Origin of the sequence: Sporosarcina sp. P3, from assembly GCF_002743415.1 — a bacterium.
GTDB lineage: Bacteria > Bacillota > Bacilli > Bacillales_A > Planococcaceae > Sporosarcina > Sporosarcina ureae_A.
On record NZ_PDZE01000001.1, the window covers coordinates 132,944 to 150,619 of the forward strand.

Annotated in this window: 16 protein-coding genes; 15 read left to right on the forward strand and 1 reads right to left on the reverse strand. The window is 43.0% G+C overall.

From position 1 onward, the window contains the following. From CSV61_RS00730 to CSV61_RS00775, 10 genes are all read left to right on the forward strand, one after another. The gene (locus CSV61_RS00730) at positions 1-243 is read left to right on the forward strand and encodes an exodeoxyribonuclease VII small subunit (protein WP_029054564.1); all 243 of its coding nucleotides are present in this window, start codon (positions 1-3) and stop codon (positions 241-243) included. Then, on the forward strand, positions 236-1,120 hold the full coding sequence (locus tag CSV61_RS00735; protein ID WP_099637707.1) for a polyprenyl synthetase family protein: 885 nt from the start codon (positions 236-238) through the stop codon (positions 1,118-1,120). The genes CSV61_RS00730 and CSV61_RS00735 overlap by 8 nt, the downstream gene beginning before the upstream one ends. Before the next feature lie 141 nt (positions 1,121-1,261). Beyond that, positions 1,262-3,160, forward strand: a complete 1,899-nt coding sequence (dxs, locus tag CSV61_RS00740) for a 1-deoxy-D-xylulose-5-phosphate synthase (RefSeq protein ID WP_099637708.1) — start codon at positions 1,262-1,264, stop codon at positions 3,158-3,160. Then, the gene (locus CSV61_RS00745; RefSeq protein WP_083030743.1) at positions 3,157-3,978 is read left to right on the forward strand and encodes a TlyA family RNA methyltransferase; all 822 of its coding nucleotides are present in this window, start codon (positions 3,157-3,159) and stop codon (positions 3,976-3,978) included. Before dxs ends, CSV61_RS00745 begins: the two co-directional genes overlap by 4 nt. Positions 3,979-4,055: 77 nt before the next feature. Next, positions 4,056-4,505 carry a transcriptional regulator AhrC/ArgR gene (gene ahrC, locus CSV61_RS00750; protein ID WP_083030746.1) on the forward strand — a complete coding sequence of 150 codons (450 nt, stop codon included), beginning with the start codon at positions 4,056-4,058 and terminating at the stop codon, positions 4,503-4,505. Positions 4,506-4,522: 17 nt separating this feature from the next. Next, the gene (gene recN, locus CSV61_RS00755) at positions 4,523-6,223 is read left to right on the forward strand and encodes a DNA repair protein RecN (protein WP_099637709.1); all 1,701 of its coding nucleotides are present in this window, start codon (positions 4,523-4,525) and stop codon (positions 6,221-6,223) included. Positions 6,224-6,333: 110 nt separating this feature from the next. Continuing rightward, on the forward strand, positions 6,334-7,287 hold the full coding sequence (locus CSV61_RS00760) for a SpoIVB peptidase S55 domain-containing protein (RefSeq protein WP_099637710.1): 954 nt from the start codon (positions 6,334-6,336) through the stop codon (positions 7,285-7,287). A gap of 228 nt (positions 7,288-7,515) precedes the next feature. Beyond that, positions 7,516-8,310 carry a sporulation transcription factor Spo0A gene (gene spo0A, locus CSV61_RS00765; RefSeq protein WP_083030754.1) on the forward strand — a complete coding sequence of 265 codons (795 nt, stop codon included), beginning with the start codon at positions 7,516-7,518 and terminating at the stop codon, positions 8,308-8,310. Positions 8,311-8,835: 525 nt separating this feature from the next. Continuing rightward, entirely contained in the window at positions 8,836-10,389 is a 1,554-nt protein-coding gene (locus tag CSV61_RS00770) for a flagellar assembly protein A (protein ID WP_099637711.1), read from the forward strand. Then, positions 10,382-11,101, forward strand: coding sequence for a glycerophosphodiester phosphodiesterase (locus CSV61_RS00775; RefSeq protein ID WP_099637712.1), 720 nt, complete (start codon positions 10,382-10,384; stop codon positions 11,099-11,101). The genes CSV61_RS00770 and CSV61_RS00775 overlap by 8 nt, the downstream gene beginning before the upstream one ends. A 15-nt stretch (positions 11,102-11,116) precedes the next feature. Here the strand turns inward: CSV61_RS00775 and CSV61_RS00780 are convergent, their stop codons facing one another. Further along, complete coding sequence (locus CSV61_RS00780) at positions 11,117-11,359, reverse strand: DUF2627 domain-containing protein (RefSeq protein WP_083030762.1); 243 nt, start codon at positions 11,357-11,359, stop codon at positions 11,117-11,119. 211 nt (positions 11,360-11,570) lie between these two features. Here CSV61_RS00780 and CSV61_RS00785 point away from each other — a divergent pair, with 211 nt between their 5' ends. The 5 genes from CSV61_RS00785 (at position 11,571) to CSV61_RS00805 (ending at position 17,537) form a co-directional block, all read left to right on the forward strand. Next, positions 11,571-12,665 (forward strand): Leu/Phe/Val dehydrogenase, encoded by a 1,095-nt coding sequence (locus CSV61_RS00785; protein WP_099637713.1) that lies wholly within the window; start codon positions 11,571-11,573, stop codon positions 12,663-12,665. 102 nt (positions 12,666-12,767) lie between these two features. Then, the gene (gene lpdA, locus CSV61_RS00790) at positions 12,768-14,195 is read left to right on the forward strand and encodes a dihydrolipoyl dehydrogenase (RefSeq protein WP_099637714.1); all 1,428 of its coding nucleotides are present in this window, start codon (positions 12,768-12,770) and stop codon (positions 14,193-14,195) included. A gap of 13 nt (positions 14,196-14,208) precedes the next feature. Then, positions 14,209-15,213 carry a thiamine pyrophosphate-dependent dehydrogenase E1 component subunit alpha gene (locus CSV61_RS00795; RefSeq protein ID WP_099637715.1) on the forward strand — a complete coding sequence of 335 codons (1,005 nt, stop codon included), beginning with the start codon at positions 14,209-14,211 and terminating at the stop codon, positions 15,211-15,213. Next, entirely contained in the window at positions 15,213-16,196 is a 984-nt protein-coding gene (locus tag CSV61_RS00800) for an alpha-ketoacid dehydrogenase subunit beta (protein ID WP_099637716.1), read from the forward strand. The genes CSV61_RS00795 and CSV61_RS00800 overlap by 1 nt, the downstream gene beginning before the upstream one ends. An 18-nt stretch (positions 16,197-16,214) precedes the next feature. After that, positions 16,215-17,537 carry a dihydrolipoamide acetyltransferase family protein gene (locus CSV61_RS00805; protein WP_099637717.1) on the forward strand — a complete coding sequence of 441 codons (1,323 nt, stop codon included), beginning with the start codon at positions 16,215-16,217 and terminating at the stop codon, positions 17,535-17,537. Positions 17,538-17,676 lie beyond the last annotated feature (139 nt).

Consider the following 17,676-nt stretch of genomic DNA (forward strand, 5'->3'; position numbering starts at 1 on the left):
ATGGCAGAAGATAAAAATATGCAATTCGAGCAGGCAATGCACCAGTTAGAAGAAATTGTACAGAAATTGGAGGCTGGAGAGGCACCTTTGGATGATACGATCACGTTGTATAAGCAAGGGATGGAGCTCTCAGCCTATTGTCAGAAGAAATTGCAGAATGCTGAAAAACAACTGATTCGTATGATTGATCAAGAGGGTAACGAATCCTCATTTGATCCGACAGCAGGTGAACCGAATGAATGAAAAACTACAAGCTTTTATTGATGGAATGATTCCTGAAATTGAACGCGAACTGAAGAATCAACTGGCGAAGTCTGATATTCCAGACGCTTTGCACGAATCTATGATGTATTCCGTAGAAGCAGGCGGCAAACGAATTCGTCCATTACTAGTTATGGCTGTTTTATTTGATATGAAAAAAGATTCGGCTGATGCAGTAAAAGTCGCGGCTTCTGCCGAACTGATACATACATATTCATTAATTCATGACGATCTTCCATGCATGGATGACGATGATTTTAGAAGAGGTAAACCTACGAATCATAAAGTATACGGTGAAGATGTCGCGACGCTTTCGGGAGATGCAATGCAGGCAATGGCTTTCCAAGCGCTTGCAGATCTTCGGGAAACACCACCGGAAGCCGCGATTGAACTTGTCGGATTACTGGCAAAAGCGTCGGGCGCACAAGGGATGGTCAAAGGCCAAGTCCTCGATATGAAAGGCGAACAGCAATTATTGCCCTTAGCAGAATTGGAAGAAGTCCATATTCATAAAACAGGCGCATTACTCTCATACTGTATAGAGGCGGGTGCTGTGCTAGCACAGGCTACGGATGAACAGCGTGAGCAACTTCGCCGTTTCTCTCACAACATTGGGTTGGCATTCCAAATCCAAGACGATATTTTGGATGTGACAGCCACTACTGAGCAGCTCGGTAAACCAGCAAACAGTGATACTTCAAGCGAAAAGTCGACGTATCCTTCATTGCTTGGGCTAGACGGGGCTCGCGAGCAATTAAAAGCACGTCATGAAGAAGCATTACGTGCATTACAGTCCATCGGCTTAGGGAAGTCTATGTTGCAATTGTTAGCAGATTACATTATTGAGCGAAATATGTAATTTGGAACCGTTATATTTGTGTCGCACGTTGTTACTGTTATAATGTAGAAAACAAACAGCAACTACTTGGTCTAATAAAGGACAACTAGCGCGATGTACAAATAGAAAGACCTACTTACTTGATGAAGGTGTGTGATCACGATGGATCTAACAAAGATTACCAATCCATCTTTTATAAAAGAGCTCGATAAAGAACAGTTAGAATCTCTGGCGGCAGATATTCGCCATTTTCTAATTGAAAATTTATCGGTTACTGGCGGGCATATCGGACCGAATTTGGGTGTTGTCGAATTGACGATTGCATTGCATAAAATCTTCGACAGTCCAACCGATAAATTTTTATGGGATGTAGGACATCAGTCATATGTCCATAAAATTCTTACAGGCCGAGCGGGTGAATTCGACACTCTTAGAAAATATAAAGGATTGAGCGGATTTCCGAAGATGGCGGAGAGCATACATGACGTATGGGAAACGGGCCATAGTTCAACTTCTTTGTCAGCGGCAATGGGAATGGCTGTTGCACGAGATATTAAAAAGGAAAAAAGTTTTGTCATTCCGATCATTGGCGATGGTGCGTTGACGGGCGGTATGGCGCTTGAAGCTTTGAACCATATCGGACACGAAAAGACGAATCTTACGGTCATTTTAAATGACAATGAAATGTCTATTGCACCGAATGTTGGCGCATTGCATTCAATTCTCGGAAAATTACGGACGGCTGGAAAGTACAACAACGTGAAAGATGAACTGGAATTCCTTTTGCGTAAAATCCCGGCGGTTGGCGGTAGAGTCGCGACAGCTGCGGAACGTGTGAAAGACAGCTTGAAATATTTAGTCGTGAACGGGGTCTTCTTTGAGGAGCTTGGATTCACATATTTAGGACCGATTGATGGCCATGACTTTGTGGAATTAGAGCGTTCCCTTCAATACGCGAAGAAAATGGAAGGGCCGGTATTACTTCATGTAATTACGAAAAAAGGTAAAGGCTATAGTCCTGCCGAGTTAGATAAAATTGGTACATGGCATGGTACAGGTCCATATAAGATTGAAACTGGAGATTTTGTGAAATCCCCTGTGAAAGGTCCTGCTTGGAGTGCTTTAGTTTCTGAAACGGTACGCAAGCTTGCGAGAAATGACCGACGCATTGTTGCCATTACGCCTGCTATGCCGGTAGGATCGAAACTCGAGCCATTCGCAGCGGAATTCCCAGATCGTTTCTTCGATGTTGGGATTGCCGAACAACATGCGGCGACGATGGCTGCAGGACTTGCAGCCACTGGAATGAAGCCATTCCTAGCTATTTATTCGACATTCTTGCAGCGTGCATACGATCAAATGTTACATGATATTACACGCCAAAAGCTTAATGTCTTTATCGGTATTGACCGCTCAGGACTCGTAGGAGCCGATGGAGAAACACATCACGGTGTGTTTGACATAGCATTCTTGCGTCATTTGCCGAACTTAGTTATCATGATGCCAAAAGATGAAAACGAAGGTCAGCACATGGTCAAGGCAGCTATTGATTATGATGAAGGTCCGATTGCACTTCGTTACCCACGTGGCAATGGGTATGGTGTACCAATGGATGAAGAACTTCATACGATTCCAATCGGCACATGGGAAGTATTACAAGAAGGCGAAGACGCAACGATCTTGACGTTCGGCACGACCATTCCTATGGCGTTCTCAGCTGCTGAGCAATTAAAATCACAAGGCAAAAATGTAGCGGTTGTCAATGCGCGTTTCATCAAGCCGATGGATACGAATTTATTGGATGAGCTATTTGCTAAAGGGAAACCGATTATTACAATTGAAGAAGCGGTGCTTGCTGGAGGATTCGGCAGTGGCGTGATGGAATATGCAGAGCAAGTAGGTCATACGGGTACGATTTTCGAGAGAATAGGTATTCCGGATGATTTCATTGAACATGGTAGTGTCGATAAATTACTGGTTGAAATTCATATGACACCCGATCATGTGGCAGAAGTTACCGCAGCGGCTATTCAGCAAGCAGCAGAAAGAGCGAAAGTATGAGTACACCTGTGAAAAAAGAGAGAGTAGATGTGTTGCTGGTAGAGCGTGGGTTAACAGAATCCCGTGAACAAGCAAAGCGATCCATCATGGCGGGTCTCGTTTACTCTGATACAGCAAGAATTGAAAAAGCGGGAGAAAAAATTGCGGTTGATGCTCCATTAACTGTCAAAGGACCTGCGATTAAATATGTAAGTCGTGGTGGCTTGAAACTGGAAAAGGCATTACTGTCTTTTCCTATTTCTGTGAAAGAGAAGATTGTTCTGGATATTGGGGCTTCAACGGGCGGCTTTACGGATTGTGCATTGCAAAACGGCGCGAACCATTGTTACGCACTAGATGTAGGCTATAATCAACTTGCATGGAAAATCCGTCAGCACGAACAAGTGACAGTGATGGAACGGCAAAATTTCCGTCATGCAACCGTGGATTTGTTTACGGAAGGATTACCCGAAGTGGCGACAATCGATGTTTCATTCATTTCGTTATCGTTGATTTTACCGGCACTAAAGAACATCATCGTACCTGGTGGTCAAGTGGTAGCGCTAGTGAAGCCTCAATTTGAAGCAGGAAAAGATAAAGTCGGTAAAAAAGGTATTGTCCGTGATCCAGCGATCCATCTTGAAGTGTTGGAAAAGATTGCTGCAATGGCAGTGGCAGAAGGATTTTCCGTTAAAGGTGCTACGTATTCGCCGGTTACAGGTGGAGAAGGCAATATTGAGTTCTTGTATTATTTAGTAGCCGAGGACGATGCGGTGACCGATTTTACAACGGAAAATTTTAAGCAATTAGTGAAACAGGCACATACGGATTTAACATAACGCGCAATGAGTTGCGCGTTTTTTAGATGATTAGTATAATTTTGTTTATGGACTCAACAGAATCGGAGTGAGTAAAATTGAATAAAGGACAACGACATTTACGTATTCGAGAGATTATTACGAACCATGAAATAGAAACGCAGGATCAGCTTGTCGAAAGTCTGAAAGCTGCAGGTGCCGATGTTACGCAGGCAACAGTTTCGCGTGATATTAAAGAAATGCACTTGATTAAAGTACCTTCACCTTCAGGCAATTATAAATACAGTCTACCTCCTATCCATCGCTATAATACAGAAGAGAAATTAAAGCGTATGCTAGAGGATGCATTTGTCGGCATCGACAGTGCAAGTCATTTTATTATGTTGAAAACGCTTCCCGGTAACGCGCAGGCTGTTGGATCGCTTGTTGATAACTTAGACTGGGATGAAATGCTTGGAACGATTTGCGGTGACGATACCTGTTTGATCATTTGTCGTGCAGAATCTCAGACGGAATATGTAAAAGATAAAATATTATCCATGCTATAAGCGAGGTGAGGATTTCATTGTTAAGCGAACTTTCGATTAAAAACTTTGCTATTATTGAACAACTTGAAATCGCATTTGATGACGGTTTAACGGTGCTAACCGGTGAAACGGGTGCTGGGAAATCAATTATTATTGATGCTGTCCAGCTCCTCGCTGGCGGCCGCGGTTCCCAGGAATTCATTCGCCATGGTGCGAAAAAAGCTGAGCTTCAAGGACTTTTCACAATTGACAAAAATATTGAAAATGTAACAGAGAAGTTGACGGAATTTGGCATTGATACGGAAGAAGGTATTGTGATTTTACGCCGCGATATAAGTGCCAGCGGGAAATCTGTTTGTCGCGTCAATGGTAAACTCGTAACTATTGCTATATTGCGTGAGATTGGTGCCTTGCTCATCGATATCCATGGTCAGCACGAAAATCAGGAGTTAATGAACGAAAAGCGTCATATTCATTTGCTTGATTTCTTCATAGGTGAGCCGATTGAACGTGCGATGTCAACCTATACCGAGTTATATGATAAATATAAGAAACTCCAACAAGTCATTGCAGCTAAAACACAAGATGAACAGCAAATTGCGCAAAAAATTGATTTATACAAATTCCAATTGGAAGAAATCGATGCAGCAGATTTGAAGATCGGTGAAGAGGAAGAGTTAGAGTCTGAACTTGTAAAGCTCCAACATTTTAACCGGTTATTTGATCGCTTGAATACTTCATATGAAGCATTATCTCTAGAATCGCATGGACTCGATTGGGTCGGCAATTCAATGAGTGATTTGGAAGAAGCGGCTTCGATTGATGAAGATCTCAAAATGATGTCTGAAACAGTAAATTCTTCATTTTATGCGCTTCAAGATGTTTCGCATGACTTGAAACGGATGATCGATGGAATGGAATTCCAGCCGGATCGATTGGAATTTGTCGAAGACCGATTAGCGTTGTTTTTGACATTGAAGCGTAAATATGGAAAATCGCTTGAAGATATTTTAATTTATCGTGATAAAATTGCGGATGCACTCGATCAACTTGTCAATCGTGACGAAAGATTGCATCAAAATCAGGAATTATTGGCACAATACGTAGAAGATCTTGAAATAGAAGCGAATGAATTATCGATTATCCGTAAAAAAGCGGCACTGTCTCTTGAAAAAGGGATTGAAGAGCAGTTAAAACAGTTATATATGGAAAAAGCTACTTTTAAAGTACAAATTCATCAAAAACAACCTCGTCAATTCGATGCTAATGGATTTGACGAAGTCGTATTTATGATTTCCACAAACTTAGGTGAACCTCTCAAGCCTTTGGTACGCGTGGCGTCTGGTGGCGAATTATCTCGAATGATGCTGGCGTTGAAAACGATTTTCTCTCAACATCAAGGTGTCACGTCAATTATTTTCGATGAAGTGGATACCGGAGTCAGTGGCCGTGTAGCACAGTCCATTGCGGAAAAAATTTCCATGATCTCCAGTCACTCACAAGTTTTATGTATTTCGCATTTACCGCAAGTGGCTGCAATGGCAGATCATCATTATCTCATCAAAAAAGAAGTGCATGATGGACGAACGACTACGGCGATTCATGATGTGATGAAAACACAACGTACGGAAGAATTATCTCGCATGCTTTCCGGTGCAGAAATCACGACATTGACACTTCAGCATGCGGAAGAACTGCTGCTTTTAGCCGAACAACGTAAACAGGAATTTCGCAAATAAAGTATAAATTCACAATGTTTTCTAGTGGTGTCAGCACTGTTTATTTTACCCTTTCATACTTTCTCTTCGAAAGGACATACCAAAGGTATCTTTCGTTGAGGAGGTGAAACATGGGATGGAATAAATCTTTCAAAACGCTCTTAGCGCTTATCCTGATGCTCTGCCTTGTGCCTGGGATTTCATTAGCAAAAGAAGAAACCCTCATTCCGATGGGTGATTCCATCGGTATTCAAATGGATTTGAGTGGTATTTATGTAACGAGTGACGTCAAGGTGGATTCGCAGGAATGGCTAAAAAAAGGTGATATAATTCGCCAATTAAACGGTACAGATACAAAGCAACTTGTTCATTTCGAACGCGCCCTGCAAAAAGACAGTGCTACGATGAAACTCGACATTTTGCGTAATGGGAAACATGAAACCATTCAGGCAGATCCGTCGCTCATTAAGCACGTCACGCCCTTCTTGAAAGATCGAACGGAAGGTACTGGGACATTGACGTATGTTGACCCGGAAAGCGGCACGTATGGTGCACTGGGACACCAAATCATTGATAGTACATTGCAGTCTGCTCCGTCTTTTGAAAAAGGAGCTATTTATTTATCTGAAATTAGCCAGATCAAGAAAAGTTCTCCAGGGATCCCAGGTTATAAAATATCCTCCATTATTGATCAGAATAAATTTCTTGGGAATATTCAAATCAATAATGTATATGGAATATTTGGTCATTGGAAAAATGCCTATAATAAAGTGTTGGCTGAACCGCTGGAAATTATGCAGCCGTTTGAATTAATGATCGGACCTGCAGAAATTTACACTACGGTAGAAGGTTCTACTGTAGAAAAATTCGCCATCCAAATTACGAAGATAGAAGAAGAACAATTCCAGATCCTATTGACTGACCAGAAACTGCTGAGTAAGACGGGCGGGATCTTACAAGGTATGAGCGGGAGTCCTGTGATCCAAAATGGCAAGTTTGTCGGTGCGATTACGCATATGTTCGTGGACGAGCCCGAAAAAGGGGCCGCGCTTTTTTTGGAAACGATGAGAACGAATGAGAAGTGAAAAAAACAGCCTGTGCACTTTTGAGCACAGGCTGTTTTTTCGTATAGGTGTTCGCTACAGAGAAAAGGGAAAAAAGTCGAAATAGGTAGAAAGCATCGTTCAGAAGTATCATTTTACATAAAAAAATAAGTAAATGTAGAATTTGCCATATAGATGACTTACGATAATAGGAGAGAAACAGCGGGAAAAAGAAATGGATCGCCGATTTTATACCAGGGGGAATGGGTTATGGAAAATGTGAAGGTAGCAATTGCTGACGATAATAAAGAACTTGTGAAAACGATGATGTCTTATTTTGAAAAGCACGACGAAATAGAAGTAATTTGGACAGCGAATAATGGGCAAGTATGCTTGACGATGCTAGAAGAAGAGCGCCCGGATATTTTATTGTTGGATATTATTATGCCGCATCTTGACGGTATTGGAGTATTAGAGACGTTGAATGAAACAAATAAAATGGGTGATATGCAAATCATGATGCTGACGGCTTTTGGACAGGAAAATGTCATGTCACAAGCCGCAAGTCTTGGTGCTTCGTACTTCATGTTAAAACCGTTTGAATTCGACCGCTTGATTGGTCAAATTTTTAAGGCTGCAGGAAAACCAAAAAATACAGCGACTTCGTTTGTCGTACAGGAGTCCCCTCAGCAGACAGGTGTCGTGACTCAGAAAGTACTCGATACGGCAATTACATCGATGATTAAGGAAATCGGTGTGCCTGCTCATATTAAAGGTTATGCGTTTTTACGTGAAGGAATTCAGATGGTCTATAGCGATGCGGAGTTGCTTGGATCCGTCACGAAGATTCTATATCCGGATATCGCGAAAAAGTATAATACGACACCATCCCGAGTGGAACGTGCAATTCGCCATGCGATTGAGGTCGCGTGGAACCGTGGAAATTACGATTTAATTTCAAAGACTTTTGGATATACGGTGCATCATTTAAAAAGTAAGCCGACGAATAGCGAATTTATTGCAATGATTGCGGATAAAATCCGTTTGGAGCATATGGTGAGCTGATTGAAGTGATAAATGGATAGAGAGTTTACGACCAGCCAACTAATCGGGTGTATTAGTTGGTTTTCGTTTGTAAATGAAGTGGATGACATACGAGGTGATCGGTGTTTTTTTTAGTTGGCGGGGTGAATGATTGGTGATTACGAATTCAGTTGCGCTCATTAAATTTTGTAAGTGATCATACTTTCTCAACAACCGCTCGTAACTTCTCATATGCGCTCACACCTCACTGTCAACCGCTCTATACTCAGTGCCAAGCGCTCATACAGATGATCTAACCGCTCTTTGTACATTTATTTCTCATTTGTCGCCGAGCGTACATACGTTCACACAACCATGTAAGACAAAATTTACGTATTAATTAGGCAATAGACGCATGATAGGGATAAAGTCAGTATTTATTCCGATGCTCAAGAAAATCGGAGAACGCTGTGAGGAAATGCTTATTTATGCAGTGTAATCACAAAAAGAGCTATCTCAAGTGCGCTTCAATCTTCTATACTAGTAAATAAAGAAGGAGGGATTTCGTTGTTAGTTGAAAATGAATACTTTGAACTTCTAGAAGAAAATAACAAAGTTATTATGAACACTAAAAAGGTAGGGTATCCGCTTAAGTCGTTTGACGCGCTGGCTTCTGATATTCCTAGATTAAAATTGAATTCATTCAAGGAGCTAATGAACGCTCTTCAGACGGAAGGCCAACATGCTATCGGGGCGTATTCCGCTCCTTGTGAAGTATATATATCACCCAGTAAAATGAAGGTCGAATTGTATATTCATGCAACAAACGAAGAGTTTCTTGCAAATAAAGAGCAGTTCTTGAAACAAGCGGAAGAAATGCTTGACCATAGAGGAGTACACTATGACAAAGAAAGTCTACTTAGCTTAGCGTTTCTACCTAGTAATCCAATCGTTATTGCAGTAGGCAAAGAGCCTGTCAAAGGAGAAAACGCACAGGTGGAGTATATAGCAATGCCGGATCGTAAACCGAGTCTTCGAGAGGATGGTTCTGCTGATCACTATGAGTTGAATTTTGTGACACCGATTGCGAAAGGTGATTGGTTAGGTGAAAAAACGCCTGCTAAAGAAGGATTCGAAGGCCATAACGTCTTTGGTGAACCGATAGCAGCTAAAAAAGGCGAAGACATTAAACTAATTTACGATCGAAAATCTGTTGGGGAGTTTGAAGAAGAGGGGAAAATAGTTTTACGTGCTTTGCATGGCGGCGCACTGGAGGAACTGAACGGTGCAATTAGTGTTGGAAAGCAGTTGAACATTTCGGACGACGTCGGCACGAAAACTGGCTCCATTACATTTGATGGATCGGTACGTGTTATGGGGACGGTTTTAGCAGGTTTCTCAGTCAATGCGACAGGGGATATTTCTATCGAAGGAAGAGAAGGTGTGACAAACGCCAAGGAAATCTATTCCGAAGAAGGTGATGTCTATATTAAAGGTGGCGTGTTTGGTGGTGGAGAAACCATTATCAAGGCGAAGAAGAATGTTTTTGTGAAACATGCGAATAATTGCAAGATTTATGGGGAACGAGTGAATATTGGTCTCTATTCACTTGGGTCTGAATTATATGGCGATCATATTTGTATTGATCAACATAAAGGTCGGATCATCGGTGGTGTTGCGGAAGCGATGTTTTCTATTGAATGTGCAACGGCTGGCAATAGTCATGAACGTTTGACGAAACTGATCGTCAAAGGAGTCAATAAAGAAATGGAGCTTGAGGAAATTCAGCGTCTTGCGGAAAAGCTAAAAGCGGAACATGCGGAACTGAAGAAAGTGGAGTTGACATTTGATAAAATGGCCAGCATCAAAGCAAGTCTTCCGGCAGGACAGTTGGAATTACTAGAAAAGACATTACAAGTAAAACAGCAAGAAGTTGTATCGCTAGATCAGACGATTAAAAATAAGTTGCAACTTGTGCAAGTAGCTGGCACGCCTAAAATTGAAATCACGCGTGAAGCACACCCTGGTGTCCAGATCGTAATAGGTAATAAAACTAGCATGTTGAGTCAGGTAACGAAAGGCGTTTTCGAACTAACAAGCGAAGGAGCATTGAATGTCTGATAGCAAAGTATTTGCCCATCGTGGGGCGTCTGGAACCTATTTTGAAAATACCATGCGTGCGTTTTTAGGGGCTTTACAAAAAGGTGCGGATGGAATCGAGTTGGATGTCCAGCAAACGAGCGACGGACAACTTGTTGTTATTCATGATCATGATTTAGCACGTCTCGCTGGAATTGAGCAGCGCATTGATCAATTGACATCACAGGAACTGCAACAAATTAAAATAGGCAAGAGCAAATATAGGCGAATGTTTGGCCATTCCATACCCGTGTTATTTGATGTAGTTTCTTTTTGCTCTGAACATAATTTGGCGCTGAATATCGAGTTAAAGGAAACCGTGTACGGGCAAACTGCTGCACTTGAGCAAATCTTGCATTACGTAGAGTCGTTATCTGACGTCCATCTCTCTTCGTTTGATTATGAGACGGTGCGTATGATAAAGGAGCTGGACCGGGACATGGAAACTGCATTATTGCTAAGAAAAAAATCGGTCGACTGGCAAAACCTCGATTCCTATGAAGTCGATGCATTTCATTTTCACAAGCGATTGTGGAAAGATCCGTTTAAGACACATCTGCTTGAAAGTGGTAAGATCTTACGGATGTATGGGGTAACCGGTGCAGAATCTATTCTATCCAATACACCCGAAGTGACAGGCTGGATTACGGACTATCCAAAGCGTGTACGCAAAAAAATAAAAGGATCAAGGTAGTGCACCTTGGCCCTTTTATTTCAAATCTTTTTTAAATCTGTCAGCTGCCCGTCCAGTTCTGCGGTCTCTGCGTAATAAAAAGCCTGCAAAGAATCCAAGACCACCAGCGAACAGTATGAAACCGCCTAAAAACTGCATCCAGATGAATGGAAATGGCGGAAAAAGATGTCCGAACAATGAATCGCGCATTAATTTTATTCCCAGAGCCGCTGCAATCCCTGGAATCAACAGTACAATAAACGCAGCAAGACGTACCATATCATTCAACCCCTTACCTATTTAATTTTACCGTGTGGTCATGGATTGTCAAGGACTCTGCCATCATGTACGATATAGGTAGATTGTTTACAAAACTCCTACAGAAATAATGGCCGAAATGTGTCAAATTTGCATTTTGGTCGTGGGAAATTTAGAATCAGTACCATACGCATGAAACTTTATAATCTTTTACTAGCCTGGAGGGATACTTATGGAATTGTTTACGTATATGGAAGATCACGACTATGAGCAACTGGTGCTTTGTTATGACAAGACATCGGGATTGAAAGCAGTTATTGCAATTCACGACACAACACTTGGACCGGCACTTGGTGGCGCACGCATGTGGACGTATGCTAGTGAAGAAGATGCAATTGAAGATGCATTGCGACTGGCTAAAGGTATGACATACAAAAACGCTGCAGCAGGTTTGAACCTTGGCGGTGGAAAAACGGTCATTATCGGTGATCCGAAAACGGATAAGAATGATGAGCTGTTCAGAGCATTAGGTCGTTACATAGAGGGATTAAACGGACGCTATATTACAGCGGAAGACGTAGGGACTACTGAATACGATATGGATTTAATTCATTTAGAAACAAATTTTGTTACGGGTATCTCTTCAGGAGAAGGTACGTCAGGAAATCCTTCCCCCGTTACGGCACTTGGTATCTACAAAGGAATGAAAGCCGCTGCGAAAGAAGCATTTGGTGATGATTCCCTTCAAGATAAAACGATAGCGGTTCAAGGCGTTGGAAATGTTGCGTACACACTTTGCGAGTACTTACACGAAGAAGGCGCAAAATTGATCGTTACGGATATTAATGAAGCAGCCGTCCAGCGTGCAGTAGAGGCATTCGGAGCAACGGCTGTTGCGACAGACGCGATTTATTCACAAGAAGCAGATATCTTCGCTCCATGCGCTCTTGGTGCAGTGATTAACGACGAAACGATTCCACAATTAAAAGTAAAAGTCGTAGCGGGTTCCGCCAATAACCAATTGAAAGAACCAAAACACGGCGATCACTTGCATGAATTAGGTATCGTCTATGCTCCAGACTACGTAATCAACTCTGGCGGAGTAATTAATGTAGCTGACGAATTGATTGGATACAATGAAGCGCGTGCTCTAAAGCGCGTAGAAGGTATTTATGACACGATTCTCAAGATCTTTGCTATCTCAAAGCGTGACGGTATTCCATCCTACCAGGCTGCTGACCGTTTGGCGGAAGAGCGTATTGCACGAGTTGGCGCAACGAGAAATACATTCTTGCGCAACGAAAAAAGTATCATATCGAATAAGTAATCTAGCAAATGAGTCATAGCGGTAGGCAAAGTATACCTGTCCACCGCTACACTCGCCTGTCTACTTTTATTTGAATACTGTAAGCGAAGGGAGTCCTTTACGTTGAGTAAAGAATATGACGTAGTGATTTTAGGTGGCGGTACTGGCGGATATGTAGCAGCCATTCGCGCGGCTCAATTAGGCTTGACGACAGCAATTGTTGAAAAATCCAAACTGGGCGGTACGTGTTTGCATAGCGGGTGTATCCCAAGTAAAGCGATGCTGAAAAGTGCGGAAGTCTATCGCGTAACACGTGAAGAAGCGAATGAATTCGGCGTGAATACGGGTGAAGTATCATTGGATTTCTCACAAGTACAAAAACGTAAAGGTAAAATCGTCGATCAATTGCACTCAGGTATTAAAGGATTGATGAAAAAAGGTAAAATTGATGTCTATCAAGGGACAGGTAGGATACTAGGCGCGTCCATTTTCTCACCAATGCCTGGAACTATTTCCGTGGAAATGGATAGTGGCAATGAAAATGAAATATTGATTCTGAAAAATCTCGTGATTGCTACGGGTTCTAAACCGAGATCATTGCCTGGACTCGATGTGGATGAACAGTCCGTAATGACATCCGACGGAGCTCTACTAATGAATGCGCTTCCATCCTCCATTACGATTATTGGTGGCGGTGTAATCGGCATCGAATGGGCTTCTATGCTAGTAGATTTCGGTGTAGATGTGACCGTCATGGATCGTCTGGAGCAGATATTAGCGACAGAAGATCGAGAAGTAGCTGTCGCGATGCATAAAGCGCTCGCAAAACGCGGTGTGAAATTCATATTAGGTGCGGAAATTCTGACGGAATCGTTGCAGAAAAACGATAGTGAAGTCACGATTTCTTATAAGCTAGGTGAAGAAGAACAGTCCATCACGAGCGAGAAGATGTTGGTGTCTGTTGGACGCGCCCCGGTGATCGATGATATCGGTTTACAAAATACGGATATTCAAGTCGAAAAGGGTTCGATTCAAACGAATGCGCATTATCAAACAAAAGATGATCATATATATGCAATTGGTGATGTGATCGGTGGACTGCAACTAGCACATGTGGCGGAACATGAAGGATTGCATGCGATTGAACATATAGCAGGGAAACAGGTAGATCCAATTGAATACGATTTAGTACCACGTTGTGTCTATTCCTATCCGGAGACTGCGGCAGTCGGTGTGACAGAGCAACAAGCAAAAGATCGAGGGTTTGATGTAAAGATCGGCAAGTTCCCGTTCATGGCGAATGGCAAGGCGTTGGTTAACGGTCATGCAGATGGTTTCGTGAAAATCATTGTAGATCAGCAGACCAACGATATAATCGGCGTCCACATGATGGGTTCGCACGTAACGGATTTAATTTCTGAAGCGGGCTTGGCGATGGTGATGAACGCAATTCCTTGGGAAATATCCTCGGCAATTCATCCGCACCCAACATTATCTGAAGCGTTCAGTGAAGCGGCTCTAGCGGTTGAAGGGCTAGCCATTCACATGTAAAGGAGGAAGTACAATGAGTAATCGGCATATTGAATTGGGTTTAACAGATGAAGATGTATTGCGGATGTATGAGACGATGCTAATGGCGCGTCGTTTAGATGAAAGAATGTGGTTACTGAACCGTGCAGGGAAAATTCCGTTCGTCATCTCTTGTCAAGGACAGGAGGCAGCGCAGGTAGGAGCTTCATTCGCTCTGAATAACGAAAAAGACTGGATCGCACCGTATTACCGCGATATGGGAGTTGTCTTACATTTCGGCATGACGCCAAAAGATTTGATGTTATCGGCTTTTGCCAAGGCGGAAGATCCGAACTCCGGTGGACGGCAGATGCCAGGTCACTTTGGCCAACGCAAGAATCGTATTTTGACAGGTTCTTCACCCGTTACAACGCAATTACCACATGCTGTCGGCGTAGCACTAGCCGCAAAAATGAATAAAGAGGATTTCATTACGTTCGTGACGCTTGGAGAAGGTTCTTCCAATCAAGGAGACTTCCATGAAGGCATGAACTTTGCCGGTGTGCATAAATTACCGACAGTGATTATGGTGGAAAACAATAAATATGCAATCTCCGTACCACTTGATAAACAAATGGCATGTGAGAATGTCTCGGATCGCGCAATCGGTTACGGTATGCCAGGCTATACGGTAGATGGACGAGATCCGCTGACAGTGTATGAAGTAGTAAAAAAAGCGGCAGACCGTGCGAGAAACGGGGACGGTCCGACATTAGTCGAAGCGGTATGTTATCGATTGACGGCACACTCTTCGGATGATGATCAACGTCAATATCGTGATGCAGAAGAGCTGGAAGACGAAAGAAAACAAGATCCGTTATTGTCATTCATTCATTATCTGAAAGAAGTTAACGTTTTGACGGATGAAAAGTATGATGAAATTGAAGAACGAGTAAAACTACAGGTCGATGAAGCGACTGAATATGCAGAACTGGCGGAATACGCGAAGCCGGAACATGCCCTGCGCTATGTCTATGAAGAAAAGGGAGGCGAAGCATAATGGCCGTTCGTTCATTTATAGATGCGATCAACCTGGCAATGAAAGAAGAAATGGAACGTGACGATCAAGTATTCGTACTTGGGGAAGATGTTGGACGTAAAGGCGGCGTGTTTAAAGCAACAACCGGTCTATACGATCAGTTCGGTGAATACCGCTCACTTGATACACCTCTCGCTGAGTCTGCTATTGCAGGTGTGGCGATTGGTGCTGCGATGTATGGTATGCGCCCGATTGCAGAAATGCAGTTTGCTGATTTCATTATGCCGGCGGTCAATCAAATCGTCTCGGAAGCAGCGAAAATCCGTTACCGTTCAAATAATGACTTTACTTGTCCGATCGTCATCCGCGCTCCTTTTGGAGGTGGCGTTCACGGAGCTTTGTATCATTCGCAGTCAGTTGAATCAATGTTCGCTTCAACACCTGGTTTGAAAATTGTCATCCCATCCACCCCTTACGACGCGAAAGGCTTGCTGAAAGCGGCAGTGCGCGATGAAGATCCTGTGTTGTTCTTTGAGCATAAGCGGGCATATCGACTGATCAAAGGGGAAGTTCCCGACGATGATTATGTGTTGCCGATCGGTAAAGCGGATGTGAAGCGTGAAGGTGAAGATCTCACGATTATTACGTATGGATTGTGCGTTCACTTCGCACTGCAAGCTGCAGAACGCTTAGCTGAAGACGATATTTCTATCCATATCTTGGATTTACGTACGGTGTATCCGTTAGATAAAGAAGCGATCATCGAAGCTGCTTCGAAAACAGGAAAAGTTCTATTAGTAACAGAAGACAACCTAGAAGGCAGCATCATGAGTGAAGTTTCGGCTATCATTGCTGAAAATTGTTTATTTGAATTAGATGCGCCAATTAAACGATTAGCAGGACCCGACGTACCTGCGATGCCATATGCCCCTTCTATGGAAAAATTCTTTATGATGAATCCTGAAAAGGTTGAAAAGGCAGCAAGGGATTTAGCAGAATTTTAACTAAGGAGGCGTATGGAAATGGGCATTGAAAAAATTACTATGCCGCAACTGGGTGAAAGTGTAACAGAAGGAACTATCGAAAAATGGCTCGTTGCTCCGGGAGATACGGTAGCGAAATACGATTCACTTGCGGAAGTGACGACTGATAAAGTCACAGCAGAAGTTCCTTCTTCATTCTCAGGGGTAATTCAAGAAATCATCGCAAAAGAAGGCGATACGATTGAAGTAGGTGAAACAGTTTGTTTAATTGAAATTGAAGGCGATGCGGAAGAGCCAGTTCAAGTTTCAGCACCTACAGCCGAAGCGCCAGCTGAAAAACCTGTTGAGAAATCCGTACAGGAAGCACCGAAAGCGAAGGTACAGCCTGCGACGGACGGCAAGGCAGCGGGCCGATTTTCTCCTGCTGTTTTGAAGATGTCCCAGGAAAATGGCATTGATTTGGCACAAGTAAGCGGCACAGGACGCGAAGGACGTATTACACGAAAAGACATTCAAGCATTTATTGAAAGTGGCGGAGCACAGTCGCAAACAACGCCACAAGAAGCTACTGTTCAAGAAGAGTCGCAACCACAAGTGGCATCATCGAATCAACAGTCGGCTCCTGAACAAGCTGTGTCGTCGAATGGGAAACTCGAAAACGGAGATATCGAAGTTCCGGTAACGAGTGTACGTCGTGCAATCGCGAATAACATGGTGCGTTCTGTAACAGAAGCACCGCATGCTTGGATGATGATAGAAGTAGACGTAACGGAACTTGTGTTGTTGCGTGATAGCGTCAAAAAAGAATTCAAGGAAAAAGAAGGATTCAATTTGACGTACTTCGCTTTCTTTATCAAGGCCATTTCACAGGCATTGAAGGAATACCCCGAAATGAATTCGATGTGGGCAGGCGATACGATTGTCATGAAAAAAGACATCAATATCTCGATTGCCGTAGCAACGGACGATGCGTTATACGTTCCAGTCATCAAAGAAACAGATGAAAAGACGATTAAAGGCATTGGTCGCGAAATTCATGAGTTGGCTGGAAAAGTGCGTAACGGCAAGCTGAAATCAACTGAGATGCAAGGCGGTACGTTCACAGTCAACAATACGGGCTCCTTTGGTTCCGTCCAGTCCATGGGGATCATCAATTATCCGCAGGCAGCTATTTTACAAGTGGAGTCGATCGTCAAACGTCCAGTTATTATGGACAATGGCATGATGGCTGCGCGGGATATGGTCAACCTCTGTCTTTCGCTTGATCACCGTGTGCTCGATGGACTCGTGTGTGGACGATTCCTTGCGCGTGTGAAAGAGTTGTTGGAAGGTATGGCTAAAGATAAAACATCTTTATATTAAGAATTGGCAACCTCCCGACTTAGTTCGGGAGGTTGTTTTTTGTTTTGAAGTGAGATAAGTGAGTGTAGAGGCTTGTGGGTGGATGTGGTCTGAGTGTCAGTACTTATTGAAGTTAATTAAGGCGTAATGAGCGGTTAGA

Bases quoted from the DNA above. Each gene is read 5' to 3' on its own strand.
- CSV61_RS00730 (WP_029054564.1), top strand. From the start codon at position 1: ATGGCAGAAGATAAAAATATGCAATTCGAGCAGGCAATGCACCAGTTA.
- CSV61_RS00735 (WP_099637707.1), top strand. From the start codon at position 236: ATGAATGAAAAACTACAAGCTTTTATTGATGGAATGATTCCTGAAATT.
- dxs (WP_099637708.1), top strand. From the start codon at position 1,262: ATGGATCTAACAAAGATTACCAATCCATCTTTTATAAAAGAGCTCGAT.
- CSV61_RS00745 (WP_083030743.1), top strand. From the start codon at position 3,157: ATGAGTACACCTGTGAAAAAAGAGAGAGTAGATGTGTTGCTGGTAGAG.
- CSV61_RS00760 (WP_099637710.1), top strand. From the start codon at position 6,334: ATGGGATGGAATAAATCTTTCAAAACGCTCTTAGCGCTTATCCTGATG.
- spo0A (WP_083030754.1), top strand. From the start codon at position 7,516: ATGGAAAATGTGAAGGTAGCAATTGCTGACGATAATAAAGAACTTGTG.
- CSV61_RS00775 (WP_099637712.1), top strand. From the start codon at position 10,382: ATGTCTGATAGCAAAGTATTTGCCCATCGTGGGGCGTCTGGAACCTAT.
- CSV61_RS00780 (WP_083030762.1), bottom strand. From the start codon at position 11,359: ATGGTACGTCTTGCTGCGTTTATTGTACTGTTGATTCCAGGGATTGCA.
- CSV61_RS00785 (WP_099637713.1), top strand. From the start codon at position 11,571: ATGGAATTGTTTACGTATATGGAAGATCACGACTATGAGCAACTGGTG.
- CSV61_RS00795 (WP_099637715.1), top strand. From the start codon at position 14,209: ATGAGTAATCGGCATATTGAATTGGGTTTAACAGATGAAGATGTATTG.
- CSV61_RS00800 (WP_099637716.1), top strand. From the start codon at position 15,213: ATGGCCGTTCGTTCATTTATAGATGCGATCAACCTGGCAATGAAAGAA.
- CSV61_RS00805 (WP_099637717.1), top strand. From the start codon at position 16,215: ATGGGCATTGAAAAAATTACTATGCCGCAACTGGGTGAAAGTGTAACA.